The following is an 18,276-nucleotide window of genomic DNA, read 5'->3' on the forward strand; positions in this document are numbered from 1 at the left end:
GTGCGCATCCCCGAGGATGGCGAGGTTGTGTAGTGTTAACCGGGTGAGGTCGGCGGGTGCTCGGGCAAGGACTGCCTAGCCTTCGGTGCCACTGTTGCCGGCCATGCCTTGCATCAGGCGATAAACCGATGCGGCAATTGTATTCGCCTGCGAAGGGCCGGTTGCCTGTCCCGCTGTCGCCCTCGGCATCGCGGTTTCATTGAAACCCATATCCCCGCGATTGTCGATGATCACTCGAGTGATACCCGCGGCATTCCTTGCATTTTCAAGCGACATGGTCGCTATGTTCGGCAAGTACATCTCGTTTATTTCTGGACGCATCTTTTCCGCTTCGCGCACTTGCTTCGCGGTGCCGGCTGCCAGTTCTTCCGCAGCGGCTCTGCGTTTAGCGACCTCCGCCGTTTGCTCGGCTGTCGGCGTTCCGCGACGAAAAACCGTGACCTCATGCTCGACAGCGCGAAAGGCCTTGACCTCGTTACCGGGTTCGACCGCAATGCGCCTTGAAGGCGCCACCTGGACAGCTGTGGCGGTACTGCTGGAAATGGTCGTCATCTTCTGTCCTTTGATCAAAGCGTAGTCAGCTTCCACATGCAATCCTACCGCCTCCGCGCGTGCCATGAACGGGGGAGAAGAACGGCAAATCCCCCCCGTCATTGCTTTTTACAGCAGCCGCGATGTGCTATAAAAATCCGCACGTGAGCAGCCATACGCCATCGCTGCCGTCTTGATCTCCCCGAAAACCCGTCGAAACGGGTTTGTCGGGCATCATTTGTTAGGTGCCAGGATGAATTCCGCCGTCTGCGGTAACGATAAATTCAACGGTGTTTCCACCAGTGAACCAGCCTAGCAACAGCACGCCTGAATTCCCCACGCCGTTGTCGTTCATGTCGGCCTGGGAAGTCAAATATAGATCATCGCCCCGTTGCTCTTGGAAGAGATCGTTAAACGTGGCGATATTGTTCAAATAGACATAGTCGGTGCCTGTCGTTCCCGTATCGCGTATGTGGACGATGCCCGACGACTTCACATAATATGTATCGCCGCCTTCACCACCAAAAGCGTCTCCCACGCCATCGAGGTTGAGCGTGTCCGCGCCGGCATCGCCATACAGGGAATACAGGCTGCCATATCCGGTAATGCCGTCATCGCCATCGCCTCCCCGTGCCACGCCTTGTCCGTTCACGGCGATGCGGTCGTCGCCCTCGCCGCCCAGGGCCTGGCCGCTGCGCACCGTGAGGAAATCATTGCCGATGCCGCCATCGGCGATGCCGTTGACGACGGTGATCGTGTCCACCCCGGCTTCGCCAAAGGCAATGCTGCCGACATCGTTCGCCGCGGTCGTGATCGTGTCATTGCCGTTTCCGCCATACAGCATATCCGCCTGTGCCCCACTGTTTGCGGCAATCAGCGGCAAGACGGAACTGCCCACGTCACCGAAGATCGTATCGGCCCCGTCACCACCATAGATGATGTCGTCACCATAGCCGCCCTCGAGAACATTGACGGCCGTATTGCCGGTGATCGTGTCGTTGAGGGAGGATCCGATCAGGTTCTCGACGCTGGTCAGCGCGTCGCCGGCGGCATCGCCACCGGCGGCCGTTCCCGCCGCCAGATCGATTTGGACGCCGGCGACACTATGCAAGTACCACGAGGTGTCGTTGCCCAAACCGCCGGTGATCGCGTCGGCTCCGGCGCCGCCGATGAAAATATTGGCGTTCCCGTCGCCGACCAGGGTGTCGGCGAAACCAGTCGCTTGAATGACCTCGATGTTCGTCAGGAGATCGCCCGCAGCGATACCCGTTTGGATTTTGGCGGCCAGATCGAACGTGATTGCCGATGTCGCCGTTTCGTAACTCACCATGTCAACCCCGGACTGGCCATCGAGCTGATGGCTGTCGCCACTCTCGATGAAGATGTCGCCAAAATTCGAGCCGGCGAATTTCTCGATATCGTGGAAGCTGTCGCCGTGGCCGATGCCGGAGAAGTCGCCGGTGGCGAAGTTCAAGGTCATGGCGTTGCCGTCCGTGTAGCTGACGGTGTCGATGCCGGCGCCGCCGAAAAACTCGTCCGCCCCCGCGCCGCCGAGCAAGTTGTCGTTGCCCGAACCGCCTGTGAGGACATTGTCGCCCGCGTTGCCGGTGCCGGTGAAGGACGCCGTGCCGAGGTAGGTCAGTTTCTCGACATTGGCATAGGCCGCGATGCTGAGCGCGGCCAGCCCGGTTTGCACTTCGTCGATGCCGTTGCCGGCCGCCTCCGCCACCACGACGCTGGCGATGCCGACCGTGTAGAGGTCGTTGCCGGCGCCGCCCGCCAGCGTGTGGCCGGCGGTCGACGAGGCCAGCGTATCGTTGAAAGCCGAGCCGGTCACCGCTTCCATCGCGGTCAATATATCGCCCTGCGCGTCGCCGCCCGCGACCACGTTGGTCGTCAGGTTGACGTTGACGGCCGCCGTCGAACTCGAGTAATCGATCGTGTCGACGCCGGCACCGCCGTCGAAGGTGTTGGCGTCGGCGTTGCCGGCGAAGGTGTCGGCGAAGTTCGAGCCGCGGATCACCTCGATGTTGTCGTAGGTGTCGCCGGCGGCGATGCCGGTGTGCACGCCCGTCTTGAGGTTGACCGTAACGGCGGCGGTGGCATCGGCATAGCCGACGGCGTCGGTGCCGGCGCCGCCGTGGAACTCGTCCGCGCCCGCGCCGCCGTAGAGCGTGTCGTTGCCCCCGCCCCCCGTGATGATGTTGTCGATGGCGTTGCCGGTGCCGGTGAAGGCGCCCGTGCCGATATAGGTCAGCTTCTCGACGCTGCCATAGCCGGCGATGCTGAGCGCGGCGATCGCCGTCTGCACCTCGTCGTAGCCGTTGCCGGCCGTCTCGGCCACCACGACAGTGGCGAGGTTGACGATGTAGAGGTCGTTGCCGGCGCCGCCCCGCAGCACGTGGCCGGCGGTCGACGAGCTCAAGGTGTCGTCGAAGGCCGAACCGTTCACCGCCTCGAACCCGAGCAGCACATCGCCCTGGGCGTCGCCGCCCGATACGGCGTTGGTCGTCAGGTTGACGGTGACGGCCGCCGCCGACGTCGAATAGTCGATCGTGTCGGCGCCGGCGCCGCCGTCGAAGCTGTCGGCGCCGGCCTTGCCGGTGAAGGTGTCGGCAAAGTTCGAGCCCCGGATCAGCTCGATGCTGTCGTAGGTGTCGCCGGCGGCGATGCCGCCATGGATGCCGGTCTTGACGTTGATCGTAACGCCGGCGGCGGCGTCGGCATAGCCGGCGACGTCGGTGCCGGCGCCGCCGTGGAACTCGTCCGCGCCGGCGCCGCCGTAGAGCGTATCGTTGCCCAAGCCGCCGGTGATGATGTTGTCGCCGGCGTTGCCGGTGCCGGTGAAGGCGGCCGTGCCGGTGTAGGTCAGTTTCTCGACATTGTCGTAGGTTGCGATGCTGAGCGTGGCGAGCGCGGTGCGCACCTCGTCGTTGCCGTTGCCGGCCGCCTCCGCCACCACCACGCCGGCGACGCCGAGCACATAGATATCGTCGCCGGCGCCGCCGCGCAGCATGTGGGTGGCGTTCGACGAGGCCAGCGTATCGTTGAAGGCCGAGCCGGTCACCAGCTCGATCGAGACCAGCGAGTCGCCCTCGGCGTCGCCGCCGGAGAGCACGTTGGTACTCAGGTTGACGTTGACGGCCGCCGCAGAGGTCGAATAATCGACGCCGTCGAAGCCAGCGGCGCCGCCGTCGAAGCTGTTGGGGTTGGCGTCGCCGGTGAACGTGTCGCTGTAGCTCGTGCCGCGCATCACCTCGATGTTGTCGAAGATGTCGCCGGCGGCGATGCCGGTATGGATGCCGGTCTTGAGGTTGATCGTGACGGCCGCGCCGACGGCGTCGGCGTAGCTGGCGGTGTCAATGCCGGCGCCGCCGCGCAGCAGGTCGTCGCCCACGCCGCCGGCCAGCGTGTCGTTGCCCAGACCGCCGATGAGCTCGTCGTTGCCGGCGCCGCCCGTGAGCATGTCGTTGCCAATGCCGCCGGTGATGATGTTGTTGGCCACGCTGCCGGTGCCGGTGAAGGCGCCCGTGCCGGTGTAGGTCAGTTTCTCGATATAGTCATAGTTCTCGATGCTCAGCGCGGCGAGCCCGGTCTGCACCTCGTCGTTGCCGTTGCCGGCCGCCTCGCCCAGCACCACGCCGGCGGCGCCGACGATATACAGGTCGTCGCCGGCGCCGCCGCGCAGTGTGTGGGCGGCGTTCGACGAGGCCAGCGTATCGTTGTAGGCCGAGCCGGTCACCAGTTCGATCGAGACCAGGGAATCGCCCTGGGCGTCGCCACCCGAGAGTACGTTGGTGCTCAGGTTGACGTTGACGGCCGCCGCCGAGGTCGAATAGTCGACGCCGTCGAAGCCGGCGGCGCCGCCGTCGAAGCTGTTGGGGTCGGCGTCGCCGGTAAACGTGTCGCTGTAGCTCGTGCCGCGTATCACCTCGATGCTGTCGAAGACGTCGCCGGCGGCGATGCCGGTATGGATGCCGGTCTTGAGGTTGATCGTGACCGCCACGCCGACGGCGTCGGCGTAGCTGGCGGTGTCGATGCCGGCGCCGCCGCGGAGCACATCGGCCCCCACGCCGCCGGCCAGCGTGTCGTTGCCCACACCGCCGATGAGCTCGTCGTTGCCGGCGCCGCCCGTGAGCGCGTCGTTGCCGATGCCGCCGGTGATGAGGTTGTCGCCCGCGTTGCCCGTGCCGGTGAAGGCCGCCGAGCCGGTGTAGGTCAGCTTTTCCACATTGTCGTAGCCGGCGATGCTGAGGGCGGCGAGCCCGGTCTGCACCTCGTCGTAGCCGTTGCCGGCCGTCTCCAGCACCACCACGGTGGCGATGCCGACCGTGTACAGATCGTCGCCGGCGCCGCCCGCCAGCGTGTGCCCGGCGGTCGACGAGCTCAAACTGTCGTTGTAGGCCGAGCCGATCACCGTCTCAATCGCCACCAGCGTATCGCCCTGGGCATCGCCGCCGAAGGCCGCGCCGGTCGTCAGGTTGACCGTCACCGCCGCCGCTGAATTGGCATAGGTCGCGATATCAACGCCCAACCCGCCGTTGAGCGCATCGGCGCCGGCGCCGCCGTCCAGCACATCGTTGCCGGCGTTGCCGAGCAAGGTGTCGTTGCCTTCCAGCCCGAACATCTGATCCGCAGTGGTGCTGCCGGCCAGGGAGTCGTTACCTGTCGTACCCGTGAATGTTGCCATGTTTAGCTATCTCTCAAAAAGGGGAGTTTCCCAGGACCGAAACGAGAATCTATTTTCCAATGCAGCCAAGTCGACCTGCCCCTGTGGCGCCTTGCTCGTCCACGAGAGTTGGTTGCTGCCGAAAAGATGGAAAGGAGGGTCTTCATTGGTAAATTTTATATTTACCAAAGGCAATTTTAATAGATACAAAAGATTACAAACTAACCAATTGTAACAACCTAAGAAGTTGCTGTAGTTGCGCAATTTGGCTGGCGCTCAGGCGTTTTTGTGTCGCCCGGCACTTCTCATGTGCATTTTTCGAGGATGAATGGGATGACGGGACGAGCCCCTTAGCATTTAAAATTTACACAACCCCGATTCCTTCATAGACTAGGTGGATACGTACACCGGTCACGACCAACATGCCCACAAGAAAAATCAAGATCGGCGCCAAAACCGTGCAACTGGACGCGCGCCCGGACCGGCTCGACCTGCGCGACCGTCCGTACGCGCCGCCGATCGCCTCGCTGCCGCCACGCTGGCCCGAGGACGCTGCGCTGCGCAAGCTGCTGCCGCCCTACATCGCGCGGGGCTTGGTGCTGGATCAAAAAACCGAGGGCGCCTGCACCGGCTATGGCCTGGCCGCCACCGTCAACTTCCTGCTGTGGAGCAGCGCCCGGAATAAAAAGGATTTCACCGGCGTCAGCCCGCACATGCTGTACGACCTGGCGCGCTTTTACGACGAGTGGCCCGGCGAGGATTACGACGGCTCGAGCTGCCGCGGCGCGATGAAGGGATGGAACAAGCACGGCAGTTGCGCGCGGGCGCTGTGGACCCGCAGCGTGCACGCCGCCAGCGCCAAGGCCTACCGCCCCGCCGCCGACTGGGCGCGCGACGCGCTGGCGCGCCCGCTGGGCACCTATTACCGCATCGACAGCGCCTCGGTGACCGACATGCAGGCCGCCATCCACGAGATCGGCGCGATCTACGTGTCGGCCGCGGTGCACGACGGCTGGGCGCTGGCGCCCGCGCCGCCGGGGGCGCCGGCCAAGGGCCACGACGGCCTGCCGGCCATCGCCTGGCGCGACGGCGCGGCGGCCACCGGCGGCCACGCGTTCGCCATCGTCGGCTACAACGAGCGCGGCTTCGTGGTGCAGAACTCCTGGGGCGGCGACTGGGGCGCCGGCGGCTTCGCCGTGCTGGGCTATCCGGACTGGGCCGCCAACGGCACCGACGCCTGGGTCGCCGCGCTGGGCGTGCCGCAGGTGGCGCACGCGCTGCCGCCGTCGCGCGCGCGGCGCATCGGCCATTCGCTGGTGGCGGGCGATGTCCTGGCCCGCACCGGTGCGCCCGCCGGTCCGGCCACCGCGGCGGCGCAGCCGTGGAGCACCGAGGGCGCCTACGAGCACGCGCTGGTGGCCGGCAACAACGGCGCCGTGCGCATCGGCCGCCCCGACATCGGCCGCCCGGACGACCTGGTCGAGCAACTGGTGCTGGGCAACCTGGGCCAGTGGCTGCGCGGCGCCGGCGCGGCCGGCGGCAAGGTCGTGATCTACGCCCACGGCGGCCTCAACGCGGAGGCCGACTCGATCCAGCGCATCCGCGTCATGGGCCCCTATTTCCAGGCCAACGGCGTCTATCCGCTGTTTTACACGTGGCGCACCGGCATCCTCGACACCTTGTCCGGCGCGCTCGACGACGCGCTCGGCCTGGCGCCCGGCCAGGCCATCGCCGGCGGCCTGGTCGCCGAGGCCCGCGACAAGCTGCTGGAGGCGGTGGCCCACAACCTCAAATGGTCGTGGAACGAGATGAAGGCCAACGCCGCCCAGGCCGCGCAGGGCGGCGGCGCGCTGGCGCTGCTGGCCGCCGCGCTGGGCCGGCTGCGCGCCGCCCACCCCGCGCTCGAGCTGCACCTGGTGGGCCACTCGGCCGGCGCCTTCGTCCACGGCCACCTGCTCGAGCTGTGCCGGGCCGCCGGGCTGCCGGTGGCCTCGGTCACCTTGTACGCGCCGGCCTGCTCGCTCGAGTTCGCGGCCAGCCACTACCAGGCGCGCGTGGCCGACGGCTTCCTCGCCGCCGACCGCTTCTGGCTGCATATGCTGTCCGATGTCAGCGAGCGCGCCGACCGCGTCGGGCCGTACGGCAAGTCCTTGCTGTACCTGGTGAGCCGGGGCTTCGAAGAGCGGCGCAAGACGCCGCTGGCGGGCCTGCAGCGGCCGCTGTACCGGGGCGCCGACCAACCCGACGACGAGCTGTGGACGCCGGCCGACTGGCCGCGCGTGAAGGCGTGGCGGGCGTGGGTGGCGGCGCTGCCGCCGCAGGCCGACGGCGCCGCCGCCTGCGAGGTGGTCAGCGACCGCGTCAAGGTGTCGGCCACGCGCACCGAACAGGCCAGCCACGGCGGCTTCGACAACGATCTACGCGTGCTCGCGCGCACCATCAACCGGGTGCTGGGACGCCCGCCGTCGGCGCCGCTGGCGGTGCCGATCGGGGACCTGGAGTATTAGTTGGTCCGGGTACTAGCTGATGTAGTTAAACAGCGACAGGCCCGACATCGTCTTGAACGACTTCTGCGCCGCGTCCAACGTGGTCTGCTGCTGCGTGAACAGCGAGATCGCCTTGACCACGTCGACGTCCTGCAGGCCCGACAGGGTGGTGGCGTATTGCAGGTTGAGGTCGTCGCCGGAGCTGTCCAGGTAGTCGAGCTCCTTGAGCCGCGAGCCGACCGCCGACTCCACCGACAGCATGTTGTCGGCGGCGCTGTCGATGTTCAGCTGCGCCTGGTTCAGCTTGTTGTTCAGGCTGGCCTGGCCGGCGGCGCCGTCGCCGGGCGCGCGCAGCGCCGTGATCAGGTCGGTGATGGTGGTAAACACCGACTGCTTGGTGCTGGGCTCGACCGTGAAGTTGTCCTGGTCGGCCGGATCGCCCTTGATATCGAACTGCAAGCCGTCAAACGCGATGTTCTGGCCGCTGACATAGGGCTGCGGCACGGCCGGCACCGGCGCCGCCGGCACCGGCTGGTTCAAGGTCAGGTCGGTGACCGTGTAGGTGGTCACCTTCGGCACGCCCGGCGTGGCCGGCACCACCTGGAAATCGATCTGGTACTGGTGGCCGGTCAACTGGGTGGCGTCCTTGACCGAGCCGCCGCTGATGATGCCGCTGCCGCCGCGGCCGTAGTTGCCGGCCGCCGCGCCGGTGACGAAGGTGCCGTTGCCGGTGGCGTTGTTCTCGAACACGGACGAGCCCGAATCGCTGATCGGCAGGGTGCGGGTCGAGCCCACCTGCAGCGCGCGCTGGCCCTGGTCGCCCTGGTAGGCGGCGCCGGTGGCCGTTCGCGTGAACGGCAAGGTGGTCGATTTATACCCGGAGAACACATAGCCGCCGACCCCGTCCGAACTGTTGGCCTGGCCCAGCAGATCCTGCAGCCGGCCCTCGAGCTCGACGGCCAGCGATTCGCGGTCCTTCTGCGTCATGCTGCCGTTGCCGGCGTTGACGGTCAAGGTCTTGATGTCCTGCATGATCGTGCCCGAGCTGCGCAGCGCCACCGACTCCAGCGACAGCATGGTCTTGGCGTTGGCGCGGTTGGTCACCAGCTGCGTGTTGATGCCCTGCGACTGCGTCACCTCCAGCGCGCGCGCGGTGGCGATCGGATCGTCGGCGGCGGTCAGGTTCTTGCGTCCGGTCGACAACTGCGACTGGGTGCGCGCGAGCGCCGACTGCAGCGAGCTGATCTGCCCGACGCCGACGTCGTAGATGGTCTTCGAACTGATGCGCATGGTCATGGTGCCACCTCTTTCATCTTCTTAAAACGCCGGCCGCCGTCAGCGGCCCAGGCTGAGCAGGGTATCGAACAACTGGCTGGCCACCTGCATCACCTTGCCGGCGGCCTGGTAGGCCTGCTGGTAGCGTAACAGATTGGCCGCCTCCTCATCCAGATTCACGCCCGACACGCTTTGCTGCGCGTTGGTGGCCTGGGCCACGGCGGCGTCGGCCGCGGCGCCGCCGATCTGCGCCTCGCGCGCCTTGTTGCCCACATAGTTGACCATCTGCGCGTACGAGGTCTGGAACGTGGCGTTGCCGTTGTCCATCGTGTTCTTGGTCTGCAGCGCCGCCAGCAGGGCGCCGTTGCGGCTGTCGCCCACGCCGCTGGTGTTGGGCCCGACCGTAAACTTGTCGAGGTCGGCCGGGGTGCCGCTGATGGCGAAGTTGACGCCGCCAAAGCTGATCGCCGCGCCGTCCGTGTACGGGATGCTCGGCGTGCCGGCCGGATACACCGTGGCCACGCCGTTGACCGTCACCGTCACGTCCTGGCCGGCCGGGAAGCCCGACAACGAATTGCTCGCCTTGTCGAACGCCAGGGTCACCGGCGCCGTCAGCGCGTTGCCCGGCGCCAGGTAGTTGGCGTCGACGGTGCCGGCCGTGATCTTGGCGTTGCCGGCGTTGGTCGTCGGCGCGGCCGTGGCGATCGGCGCGGCCAGCGCGATCTTGGTGCGGTCCTCGACCAGCACGTCGAAATCCTTGGCCGCGTTGTAGGTCGGGCGCACCAGGAAGTTGTCGTTGGCGGCCGGCGTGCCGGTGATGGTGTAGGCCACGCCGTCGATCACCTGCGGCGCCGTCTGCGGGAACGGGTTGATCTGCGTGACCTGGCCGTCGCTGAGGCGCTTGACGCTGAAGTTGGCGCCGTCGTAGTCGACGCTGTAGTCGCTCGCCGTCAACCCGGCGGCGTCGGTCACCACGGCGCTGACGGCGGCCGTGCTGCTGCCCAGGTTGTGGCTGTTGGTGCCGACGTAGGCGTTGATCGGGCCGAAGAACGGCGTGCCCAGCGCGCCGTTCTGGTCCTGGCCCAGCTGGTGCTGGGCGTTGAAGCTGACCGCCAGCGCGGCGGCCACCTGGCCGAGCGAGTTTTGCGCGCGGTCCATCGGGCCGTTGCGGAACTCCAGCAGCCCGCCCAGCTGGCCGCCGCTCAGCACCCGGTCCGGCAGCGCGCTGAAGTTGCCGTTGTCGGTCACGTAGCCGACCGTCATGCGGGTGACGTCGGTCGGCGAGCCGGCCGTGCCCAGCGTGAACGCGGTGTTGCCCACCACCAGCGGCTGGCCGGTGCCCATCTCCACGGTCAAGGCGTTGTTGTCGCCGGCGATGACGGTGGTCTTGACCAGCTTGTTCAACTCGGTCAGCAGCGCGTCGCGGTGGTCCAGCAGGTCGTTGGGCGCCTTGCCGTCGGTGCTGAGCGCCGAGATGCTTTTGTTGAGCTCGGCGATCTGGCGGGCGAAGGAATTGATCTCGCCCACGTTCGAGACGATCTGGCCGTTGACGCCCGACGAGATCTCCGACAGCCGCGCGCTCATGCCCTGGAAGCGCGCCGCCAGCGATTCGGCGCTCGACAGCATGGCCTGGCGCGACGCCGCCGAGGCCGGATTGGACGTGGCGTCCTGGACGCCGTTGAAGAAGTCCTGCAGCGCCGGCGACAGCCCGGCGGTGGGATCGGCCAGCAGGTTGTCGATCTGGCTGATCTGCTTGGAGTAGACGTCCAGCGAGGCCTGGTTCGACTCGGCGTTGCGCAGCTGCGTGGCCAGGAAATTGTCGTAGTAGCGGCGCACCGCCGTCACCTCGGTGCCGGTGCCGACGAACCCGAAGCCCTGGTCCAGGGTCGGCGTGTCGCTCTGGATCGCCACCTGGCGGCTGTAGCCGGTCACACCGGCGTTGGTGATGTTGTTGCCGGTGGTCGACAACCCGACCTGGGCCGCCAACAGACCGCTTTTACCAATGCTCAGTAGACTCATGATGTTTTACTCTTAGTTATGATGGGTAACGGCGGCGCGCGCGAAAACTTGAATCAACGTTGCATGAAGCGCCACGGCGCCGGGCCCGTCCCCGCTCAGCCGGCCAGCGAGCGCGTGATAATGCTGGTCAATTTGGCCGCGTACTGCGGATCGGTGGCGTAGCCGGCCTGCTGCAGGCCGCGCGCGAAGCTGCTGGCGTCGCCGCCGCTGGCGAGCACCTTCTCGTAGCGCGGGTTGTTCGCCAACAACTTCGCGTAATCCTTGAAGCTGTCGGCGTAGCTGTCGTAGGCGCGGAATTTCTCGACCCGCGTCTGGGCCCGGCCGTTGACGTACTCGGTGGTGGTGGCGTCGACCGTCTTGCCCTTCCAGTCGGCGCCGGCCTTGATGCCGAACAGGTTGTGGCTGGTGCTGCCGTCGCGGCCCTTGATCTCGCGCTTGCCCCAGCCGCTCTCGAGGGCGGCCTGGCCCAGCATGAACTTGGCCGGGATGCCGGTGGCCTGGCTGGCCTCCTCGGCGTGCGCCGCCAGCTTGTCCTGGAAGCTGCGCACGTGCGCCGCCTGCGAGCCGCGGTTGCCCACCACCGTGGCCGGCACGGCCGACCGGTCCTCGACCGATCCCGCCTTGGCGGCCGCGCCGGCGCCGCCGGCCGCCGCGATCGCCTTTTGCAGCTTGGCGTCCATCAGGCTGGCCACGCCGCCGAAGCTGCCCGCGTTGGCGCCGCTGGCGCCGTCGCCGGCGCCGCCGATGGCCAGCGCCTGGGCGTCGGCGGTCTTGGTCAGCTGGCGGATCAGCACGTCCGACAGGCCGATGCCCTTCTTGGCGATGTTCTGGCTGGTCTGCTGGTCGAGCATGGTGGTGAACATCTTGGTCTGTTCGCTGTTCATCATGCCGTCCTGCGGCGAGGCGTCGCGCATGCTCTTCATCATCATGTTGACGAACATCGCCTCGAACTGGGTCGACGCCGTCTTCAGCGCCTCGGGGCCGCCGGCCTTGGCCGACTGGCGCAGGCCGCCCATGTCCTTGAGGTCGAGCGCGAACTTGCTACTGAGGTCGTTGTTGGTTTTGGAGGTGGTCATGGCGAACTCCGCTTAAATGCGCTTAAATGATCTCGAGCTCGGCGCGCAGCGAGCCGGCCGCCTTCATCGCCTGCAGGATCGACAGCAGGTCCTGCGGCGTGGCGCCGATGGCGTTGAGGGCCTTGACCACCTCGGCCAGCGAGGCGCCGCCCTTGACCATCATGACCTTGCCGCCATCCTTCTTGATATCGACGGTCTGGTTCGGCGTGACCACGGTGCGCCCGCCGGACAGCGCGTTGGGCTGGCTCACCTGCGGATCGGCCGTGACCGAGACTGACATATTGCCATGGGAAATGGCGCACGTTTCAAGCGTCACCGCGCGGTTCATCACCACCGAACCGGTGCGCGCGTTCATGATCACCTTGGCCGGCTGCTCGGCCGGATTGACTTGCATGTCCTGCAGGGTGCCGATGAAGCTGACGCGCTGGTCGCTGCCGCTGGGCGACTGCACCCGGATCACCCGGCTGTCGAGCGCGTAGGCGATGCCGGCGCCGTATTTCTCGTTGATGGCCTCGACCACGCGGCTGGCCGTGGCGAAGTCGGCGGTGTTGAGTTCCAGCTTGATCTGGTTGCCCTCGCCCAGGTTGGAGGCGACCGCGCGCTCGACCGTTGCGCCGGCGGAAATCTTGCCCACGCTCAGGTGGTTGACGGTCAGCGAGCTGCCGCCGGCGCCGCCGGCGGCGACGCCGACGCCGCCCACCAGCACGTTGCCCTGGGCCATGCCGTAGACCTGGCCGTCGGCGCCCTTGAGCGGCGTCATCAGCAAGGTGCCGCCGCGCAGGCTCTTGGCGTTGCCCATCGACGAGACGGTGATGTCGAGGGTCTGGCCCGGTTGCGCGAACGGCGGCAAGGACGCCGTGACCATGACGGCGGCCACGTTCTTCAATTGCAGCTGGGTGCCCTGCGGCAGGTTCACGCCCAGCTGCTGCAGCATCGACACCACGCTTTGCACGGTGAACGGGGTCTGCGTGGTCTGGTCGCCGCTGCCGTCGAGGCCGACGACGATGCCGTAGCCGATCAACTGGTTCTGGCGCACGCCGGCGATGCTGGCCAGGTCGCGCAGGCGCTCGGCGTGGGCGCTCCGCACCAGGGTCGCCAGCAGGAGGAACGCCAGCGCGACCAGCGCCAGCTTGCCAAATTTAAACAGTTTGGCCAGGCGGCGCGGGCCGGGGAACAGGTCGGAAGTGGTCATCATGGCCTCAGAACGGCAGCAGGCTTTGGAAGAAGCGCGAGGCCATCGAGGCCATCTCCGCGCGGTCGACCTGGCTGCTGGTGCGGTATTCGACCTTGGCGTCGGCCACGGCGGTCGACGCCACCGTGTTGCCGGTGGCGATGCTGTCGGGATTGATCATGCCGGAGAAGCGGATGAACTCGACGCCCTTGTTCATCGCCACCTGCTTCTCGCCGGCCACGATCAGGTTGCCGTTCGACAGCACCTCGACCACCGTCACGCCCATGGTGCCGGTGAAGGCGTTGCTGGCGGACTGGTTGTCGCCGTCGGCGTATTTGGTGTCGTTGCTCACGGCCAGCGGATTGCCGAAGGTCGACTGCAGCGGCTTGGGCAGCGCCACGCCGACGCTGCCGGACTTGTTGCCGGAGCTGGCGCCGGTCTTGTTGGCGCTGGTGCGCTCGGTGATGAGCAGGGTCAGCACGTCGCCCACCTGGCGCGCGCGGCGGTCCTCGAAGATCGGCCGGAAGGCCGTCCCCTGGTAGATGGCGCCGTTGTTCGGCTTGGCGGCCAACTGCTCGCTGTTGAGCGGACGGGCCGACATCGGCATGCTGACGATCGACGTCGGCGTGGTCATGCAGCCGCCCAGCGCGGCGGCGGCGGCGATCAGGATAATGGCGTGTTTCATGCTGCTCCCCTTACAGCTGCGCCAGCTTGGCGAGCATCTGGTCGGACGTGGTGATGGCCTTGGAATTGATCTCGTAGGCGCGCTGGTTCTGGATCATGTTGACCATCTCCTCGACCACGTTGACGTTGGACGATTCGACAAAGCCCTGCAGGATGGCGCCGGTGCCGTTGGTGCCCGGGGTGTTGGTCTGCGGATTGCCCGACGCGCCGGTCTCGACGTACAGGTTCTCGCCCTTCGATTCCAGTCCGGTCGGATTGATGAAGGTCGACAACTGGATGCTGCCGATCTGCTGCGGCGCCACCTGGCCCGGCAACGTCACCGACACGGTGCCGTCGCGGCCGACGGTGATGCTTTGCGCGGTGATCGGGATGGTGATGGCCGGCTGCAGCACGAAGCCGCTGGAGGTGACCATCTGGCCGTTGTTGTCGCGCTGGAAGGAGCCGTCGCGGGTGTAGGCGGTGGTGCCGTCGGGCAGCAGCACGTTGAAGAAGCCGTTGCCGTTGACCATCAGGTCCTTGTCGTTGCCGGTCGACTGCGGGTTGCCCTGGGTGTGCACGCGTTCGATCGCCACGGGACGCACACCGGTGCCGAGCTGCATGCCAGACGGCAGGTTGGTCTGCTGCGACGACTGCCCGCCGGGCTGGCGGATGTTCTGGTACAGCAAATCCTCAAAGACGGCGCGCGACTTCTTAAACCCGTTGGTGCTGACGTTGGCCAGATTGTTGGATGTGACGTCGAGCGCGGTCTGCTGCGCCTCCATGCCCGTCTTGGCGATCCAAAGTGAACGTATCATTTTCCTTCTCCCGTAGCATGGATGGGAGCGGCCAGAAGCGACAGCTACTCATCCCACACCACCATTATGCGGGAGAGGTCATCAACCCAAAGCGAGGATCTGGGTGGCTTTTGCGGCGTTATTCTCGGCGTTCTTGAGCAGGCTCATTTGCATCTCGAACTGCCTTGCCAGACTGATCATGTTGACCATGGAATCGACCGGATTGACGTTGCTGCCCTCGACCGCGCCGTCGACCACGCGCACCAGCGGATCGTTCTGCGCCGGCGTGCCGTCCTTCTGGCGGAACAGGCCGTCGTTGCCGCGCACCAGGCCCTTGGGGTCCGGGTTGACCAGCTTGATGCGGCCCAGGGTGTTGGACGGGCCCGGCTGGTAGTCGGTCGACACGGTGCTGACGGTGCCGTCGCCGGCGATCATCACCGTCACGTCCGGCGGAATGGCGATCGGGCCGCCGTCGCCGATCAGGGTCTGGCCGCCGGCCGTCTGCAGCAGGCCGTTCTCGCTGACCTTCAGGCTGCCGTTGCGGGTGTAGGCCTCGGAGCCGTCGGGCGACTGCACGGCGATCCAGCCCTGGTCGCGGATGGCGATGTCGAGCGGGCGGCCGGTGGTCTGGATCGGCCCGGCGCGCATGTCGGCGCCGACCGTCGAATCGACCACGAAGGCACGCGTGGGCAAGCCCGGCGACACCACCGGCACCGCGCGGAAGCTGTCGAGCTGGGCGCGAAAGCCGGTGGTGTTGACGTTGGCCAGGTTGTTGGACGTGGTCGCTTGCTGCTCGAGCACGTGCCGCGCCCCGGTCATCGCGGTGTAGATCAGACGGTCCATGGCTTACTCCTTCATTAACGCAGCGTATTACCGCAGGTTCACCAAGGTCTGCATGATGCCGTCCTGGGTCTTGATGGTCTGCGCGTTGGCCTGGTAGACGCGCTGCGCGGTGATCATGTTGACCAGCTCGGCCGTCAGGTCGACGTTCGAGATTTCCACCGAGCTGGCGCGCAGCGAACCCATCGAGCCGGCGTTGGGCACGCCCACTTGCGGCGGACCCGACTTCGAGCTTTCCTCCCACGCATTGTTGCCCAGCGGGGTCAGGCCGTCGACGCTGGCGAAGTTGGCCATGGCGATCTGGCCCATGGCGCGCGACTTGCCGTTGCTGTACTGGCCCAGGATGACGCCGTTCTCGTCGATCGCGTAGCGCTGCCACGAACCGGCCGAGTAGCCGTCCTGGGTCGAACCGAGGTCGTTGGTCACGCTGCCGTACTGGGTGGTCTTGTCGAACGTGGTGCTCACCACCATCGGCTGCTGCGCGCCGGTGTCCGGGAAGATCGGCAGCGTGATCGAGAACGGCAGGGTTTGCGGCGTCGGCAGCGCGGCCATGGCGCCGGGGCTGAGCGCGCCGTTGCGGTCGAACACCAGGGTGCCTGCCTTGACGGCCGGCACGGCGACGGCGGCGGCCAGCTTGTGGGCGATATCGTCCGGCGTCATGTTGACAATCGCACTGCTGCCGGTCGGGTCGAGCGCGGCGAGCGCGTCGTCCAAGGCCTGCAATTGTTCCGGCGTGGCATTGGCCGGCGGCGTGACGGCCGCGGCGGCCATCACGTTGTGCGCGGCCTGCGCGTAGGCGAAGGCCGCGGAGGCGATGTCGCCCGGTACGGGCGGCGTGGCCCGGACCGCGTCGTTGTAGGTCTGGCGGGCCAAAACCACATCGGAGTCGTTGTTGATCGATGCGACCACCCCGGCCGACACCACCTCCTTGTTATCGGCGGAAGCGTACACGTCCCAGGTGTTGGCGTCGGTCTTGACGTAGTACGTGGTCATGATGTGCGAGGTGCCCAGGCTGTCGTAGACGTTGAGCACGGTCTGCTTGTTGTACGTGTTCGGGTCGTTCGCGTTGAACGGGTTCACTTTCGGCACTGCTTCGCCCGAACTCAGGTTCATCTGGAAGTTGGCCTTGGTGGTCTGCACCGGCGTCAGGTCGGACTTGTCCAGGGTCAGCGGCACCGGCGCGCCCAGCTGGATCACGCCGGCCGTGTTCGACAGGTAGCCGGTCAGCTGCGCGCCCTGGGCGTTGACCAAGGTGTGGGTGTTATCCTCGTGGAACTGGCCGTTGCGCGAATACTGCACCGCGCCGTTGACCACCTGGCGGAAGAAGCCGCCGCCGTTGATCGACACGTCCAGCGGGTTGTTGCTGGTCTCGATGTTGCCCTGCGTGAATTGCTGGGCCAGCTTGGCAGTCGTCACACCGATGCCCGGGTTGTTGCCGGAGACGCCGTTGAGCGAGTTCGCGTACAGGTCCGCGAACTGCGCCTGCGACCCCTTGAAGCCCACCGTGCTGGCGTTGGCGATGTTGTTGCCGATGACGTCCAGCGATTTGGATGCGGCGTTCAGGCCGCTCAGTCCTTGTTGGAACATGGTATTCCCCTATGGTGTGAAGACTACAAAACTTCCTTGATTTCAGCCATCGTGAAATGGCCGAGCGAGGTATTCAATTTGACGCCGGCGGCGCCGGTCGACACGCTGGCCACGGCCGCCAGCTGCAGCTGGGTGGCATCGGTCAGCGTCTTGCCGGTGGAGACGGCCTTGACGCTGAAGGTGTAGCTGCCGGCCTCCGCCGCCGTCTTGTCGTCGGTGGTGCCGTCCCAGGTGATCGGGTAGGTGCCGACGTCGACGTTTTTCATCGACATGGTGCGCACCACCTTGCCGGTCTTGTCCATGATGCTGATGTCGACCGTCTCGGCCGGCGAGGCCAGGTCGACGCCGAACACGCTGCTGCTGGTCTTGACGCCGGCCGCGTCGGTGCTGGTGCTCAGCTCGACGCCCTTGCCGGCCACCAGCACGCCCTTGCCGATCAGGCTGACCGCGTTCATCGACTGCGCGCTGGCCTGGTCGGTGCGCAGCGATTCCAGGGTGGCGTTGACCTTGTTGATGCCGGTCACCGTCGACAGCTGCGCCAGCTGGCTGGTCATGGCCGCGTTGTCCATCGGATTGAGCGGATCCTGGTTCTTCAGCTGCGTGATCAGCAGCTTCATGAACTTGTCCTGGTCGGCGCCGATGTCGCTGCTCGACGTCGTGCTGGTATTGCTGGTCGTGGCGACCGTGTTGAAGGTCGACGCCTTGGGCGTGTCGATGATGCCGCTGGTGGCCATGCTGGACTCTCTTCCTGTTCTGGTTAGCTCTGACCGATGGTCAGCGTCTTCGACAGCAGCGACTTGGCCGCGTTCATCGTCTCGACGTTGGTCTGGTACGAGCGCGACGCCGACAGCATGTTGACCATCTCGTCGACCACGTTCACGTTCGGCATCGTCACATAGCCCTTGTCGTCGGCCATCGGATGCTTGGGGTCGTACATCTGCTTCATCGGCGACTGGTCCTCGACCACCTGGCGCACGCGCACCCCGGTCGAATCGCCGCTGGCCGTCGGCGTGGCCTCGAACACCACCTGGCGGGCGCGGTAGGCCGCGCCGCTGGCGCTGGTGGCGCTGTCGGCGTTGGCCAGGTTGGAGGCAACCACGTTCAACCGCTGCGCCTGGGCGCTCATGGCCGAACCGGAAACATTAAAGATTTTAAATAGCGACAT

The 18,276-nt window shown here is 66.4% G+C and carries 13 protein-coding genes; 1 reads left to right on the forward strand and 12 read right to left on the reverse strand.

What is annotated here, in order from left to right; genetic code table 11:
- Positions 1-75: 75 nt before the first annotated feature.
- Both JOD97_RS30665 and JOD97_RS30670 read right to left on the reverse strand, forming a co-directional pair.
- Positions 76-552: a hypothetical protein gene (locus JOD97_RS30665; protein ID WP_209726598.1), complete on the reverse strand. Its 477-nt coding sequence runs from the start codon at positions 550-552 to the stop codon at positions 76-78.
- A gap of 220 nt (positions 553-772) precedes the next feature.
- Positions 773-5,221 (reverse strand): calcium-binding protein, encoded by a 4,449-nt coding sequence (locus JOD97_RS30670; protein WP_209726599.1) that lies wholly within the window; start codon positions 5,219-5,221, stop codon positions 773-775.
- Positions 5,222-5,622: 401 nt separating this feature from the next.
- Between JOD97_RS30670 and JOD97_RS30675 the strand changes: the two genes are divergently transcribed.
- On the forward strand, positions 5,623-7,707 hold the full coding sequence (locus JOD97_RS30675) for a C1 family peptidase (protein WP_209726600.1): 2,085 nt from the start codon (positions 5,623-5,625) through the stop codon (positions 7,705-7,707).
- Between the two features lie 12 nt (positions 7,708-7,719).
- Here the strand turns inward: JOD97_RS30675 and flgL are convergent, their stop codons facing one another.
- The 10 genes from flgL to flgC form a co-directional block, all read right to left on the reverse strand.
- The gene (gene flgL / locus JOD97_RS30680; RefSeq protein ID WP_209726601.1) at positions 7,720-8,982 is read right to left on the reverse strand and encodes a flagellar hook-associated protein FlgL; all 1,263 of its coding nucleotides are present in this window, start codon (positions 8,980-8,982) and stop codon (positions 7,720-7,722) included.
- A 39-nt stretch (positions 8,983-9,021) separates the two neighbouring features.
- A complete protein-coding gene (gene flgK / locus JOD97_RS30685) occupies positions 9,022-10,980 on the reverse strand; it encodes a flagellar hook-associated protein FlgK (protein ID WP_209726602.1) in 1,959 nt (652 codons plus the stop codon).
- A 95-nt stretch (positions 10,981-11,075) separates the two neighbouring features.
- On the reverse strand, positions 11,076-12,056 hold the full coding sequence (flgJ, locus tag JOD97_RS30690; RefSeq protein WP_209726603.1) for a flagellar assembly peptidoglycan hydrolase FlgJ: 981 nt from the start codon (positions 12,054-12,056) through the stop codon (positions 11,076-11,078).
- A gap of 22 nt (positions 12,057-12,078) precedes the next feature.
- Positions 12,079-13,248, reverse strand: coding sequence for a flagellar basal body P-ring protein FlgI (locus tag JOD97_RS30695; RefSeq protein ID WP_229264860.1), 1,170 nt, complete (start codon positions 13,246-13,248; stop codon positions 12,079-12,081).
- A 7-nt stretch (positions 13,249-13,255) separates the two neighbouring features.
- Positions 13,256-13,912: a flagellar basal body L-ring protein FlgH gene (locus JOD97_RS30700; RefSeq protein WP_209726604.1), complete on the reverse strand. Its 657-nt coding sequence runs from the start codon at positions 13,910-13,912 to the stop codon at positions 13,256-13,258.
- A gap of 10 nt (positions 13,913-13,922) precedes the next feature.
- Entirely contained in the window at positions 13,923-14,705 is a 783-nt protein-coding gene (flgG, locus tag JOD97_RS30705) for a flagellar basal-body rod protein FlgG (RefSeq protein WP_209726605.1), read from the reverse strand.
- An 81-nt stretch (positions 14,706-14,786) separates the two neighbouring features.
- Complete coding sequence (gene flgF / locus JOD97_RS30710; RefSeq protein WP_209726606.1) at positions 14,787-15,527, reverse strand: flagellar basal-body rod protein FlgF; 741 nt, start codon at positions 15,525-15,527, stop codon at positions 14,787-14,789.
- 27 nt (positions 15,528-15,554) lie between these two features.
- Positions 15,555-17,111: a flagellar hook protein FlgE gene (locus JOD97_RS30715; protein WP_209726607.1), complete on the reverse strand. Its 1,557-nt coding sequence runs from the start codon at positions 17,109-17,111 to the stop codon at positions 15,555-15,557.
- A gap of 23 nt (positions 17,112-17,134) precedes the next feature.
- Entirely contained in the window at positions 17,135-17,845 is a 711-nt protein-coding gene (locus JOD97_RS30720) for a flagellar hook assembly protein FlgD (RefSeq protein ID WP_209726608.1), read from the reverse strand.
- A gap of 23 nt (positions 17,846-17,868) precedes the next feature.
- Complete coding sequence (flgC, locus tag JOD97_RS30725) at positions 17,869-18,276, reverse strand: flagellar basal body rod protein FlgC (protein ID WP_209726609.1); 408 nt, start codon at positions 18,274-18,276, stop codon at positions 17,869-17,871.

This window comes from Duganella sp. 1411 (assembly GCF_017833525.1).
Lineage (GTDB): Bacteria > Pseudomonadota > Gammaproteobacteria > Burkholderiales > Burkholderiaceae_D > Rugamonas.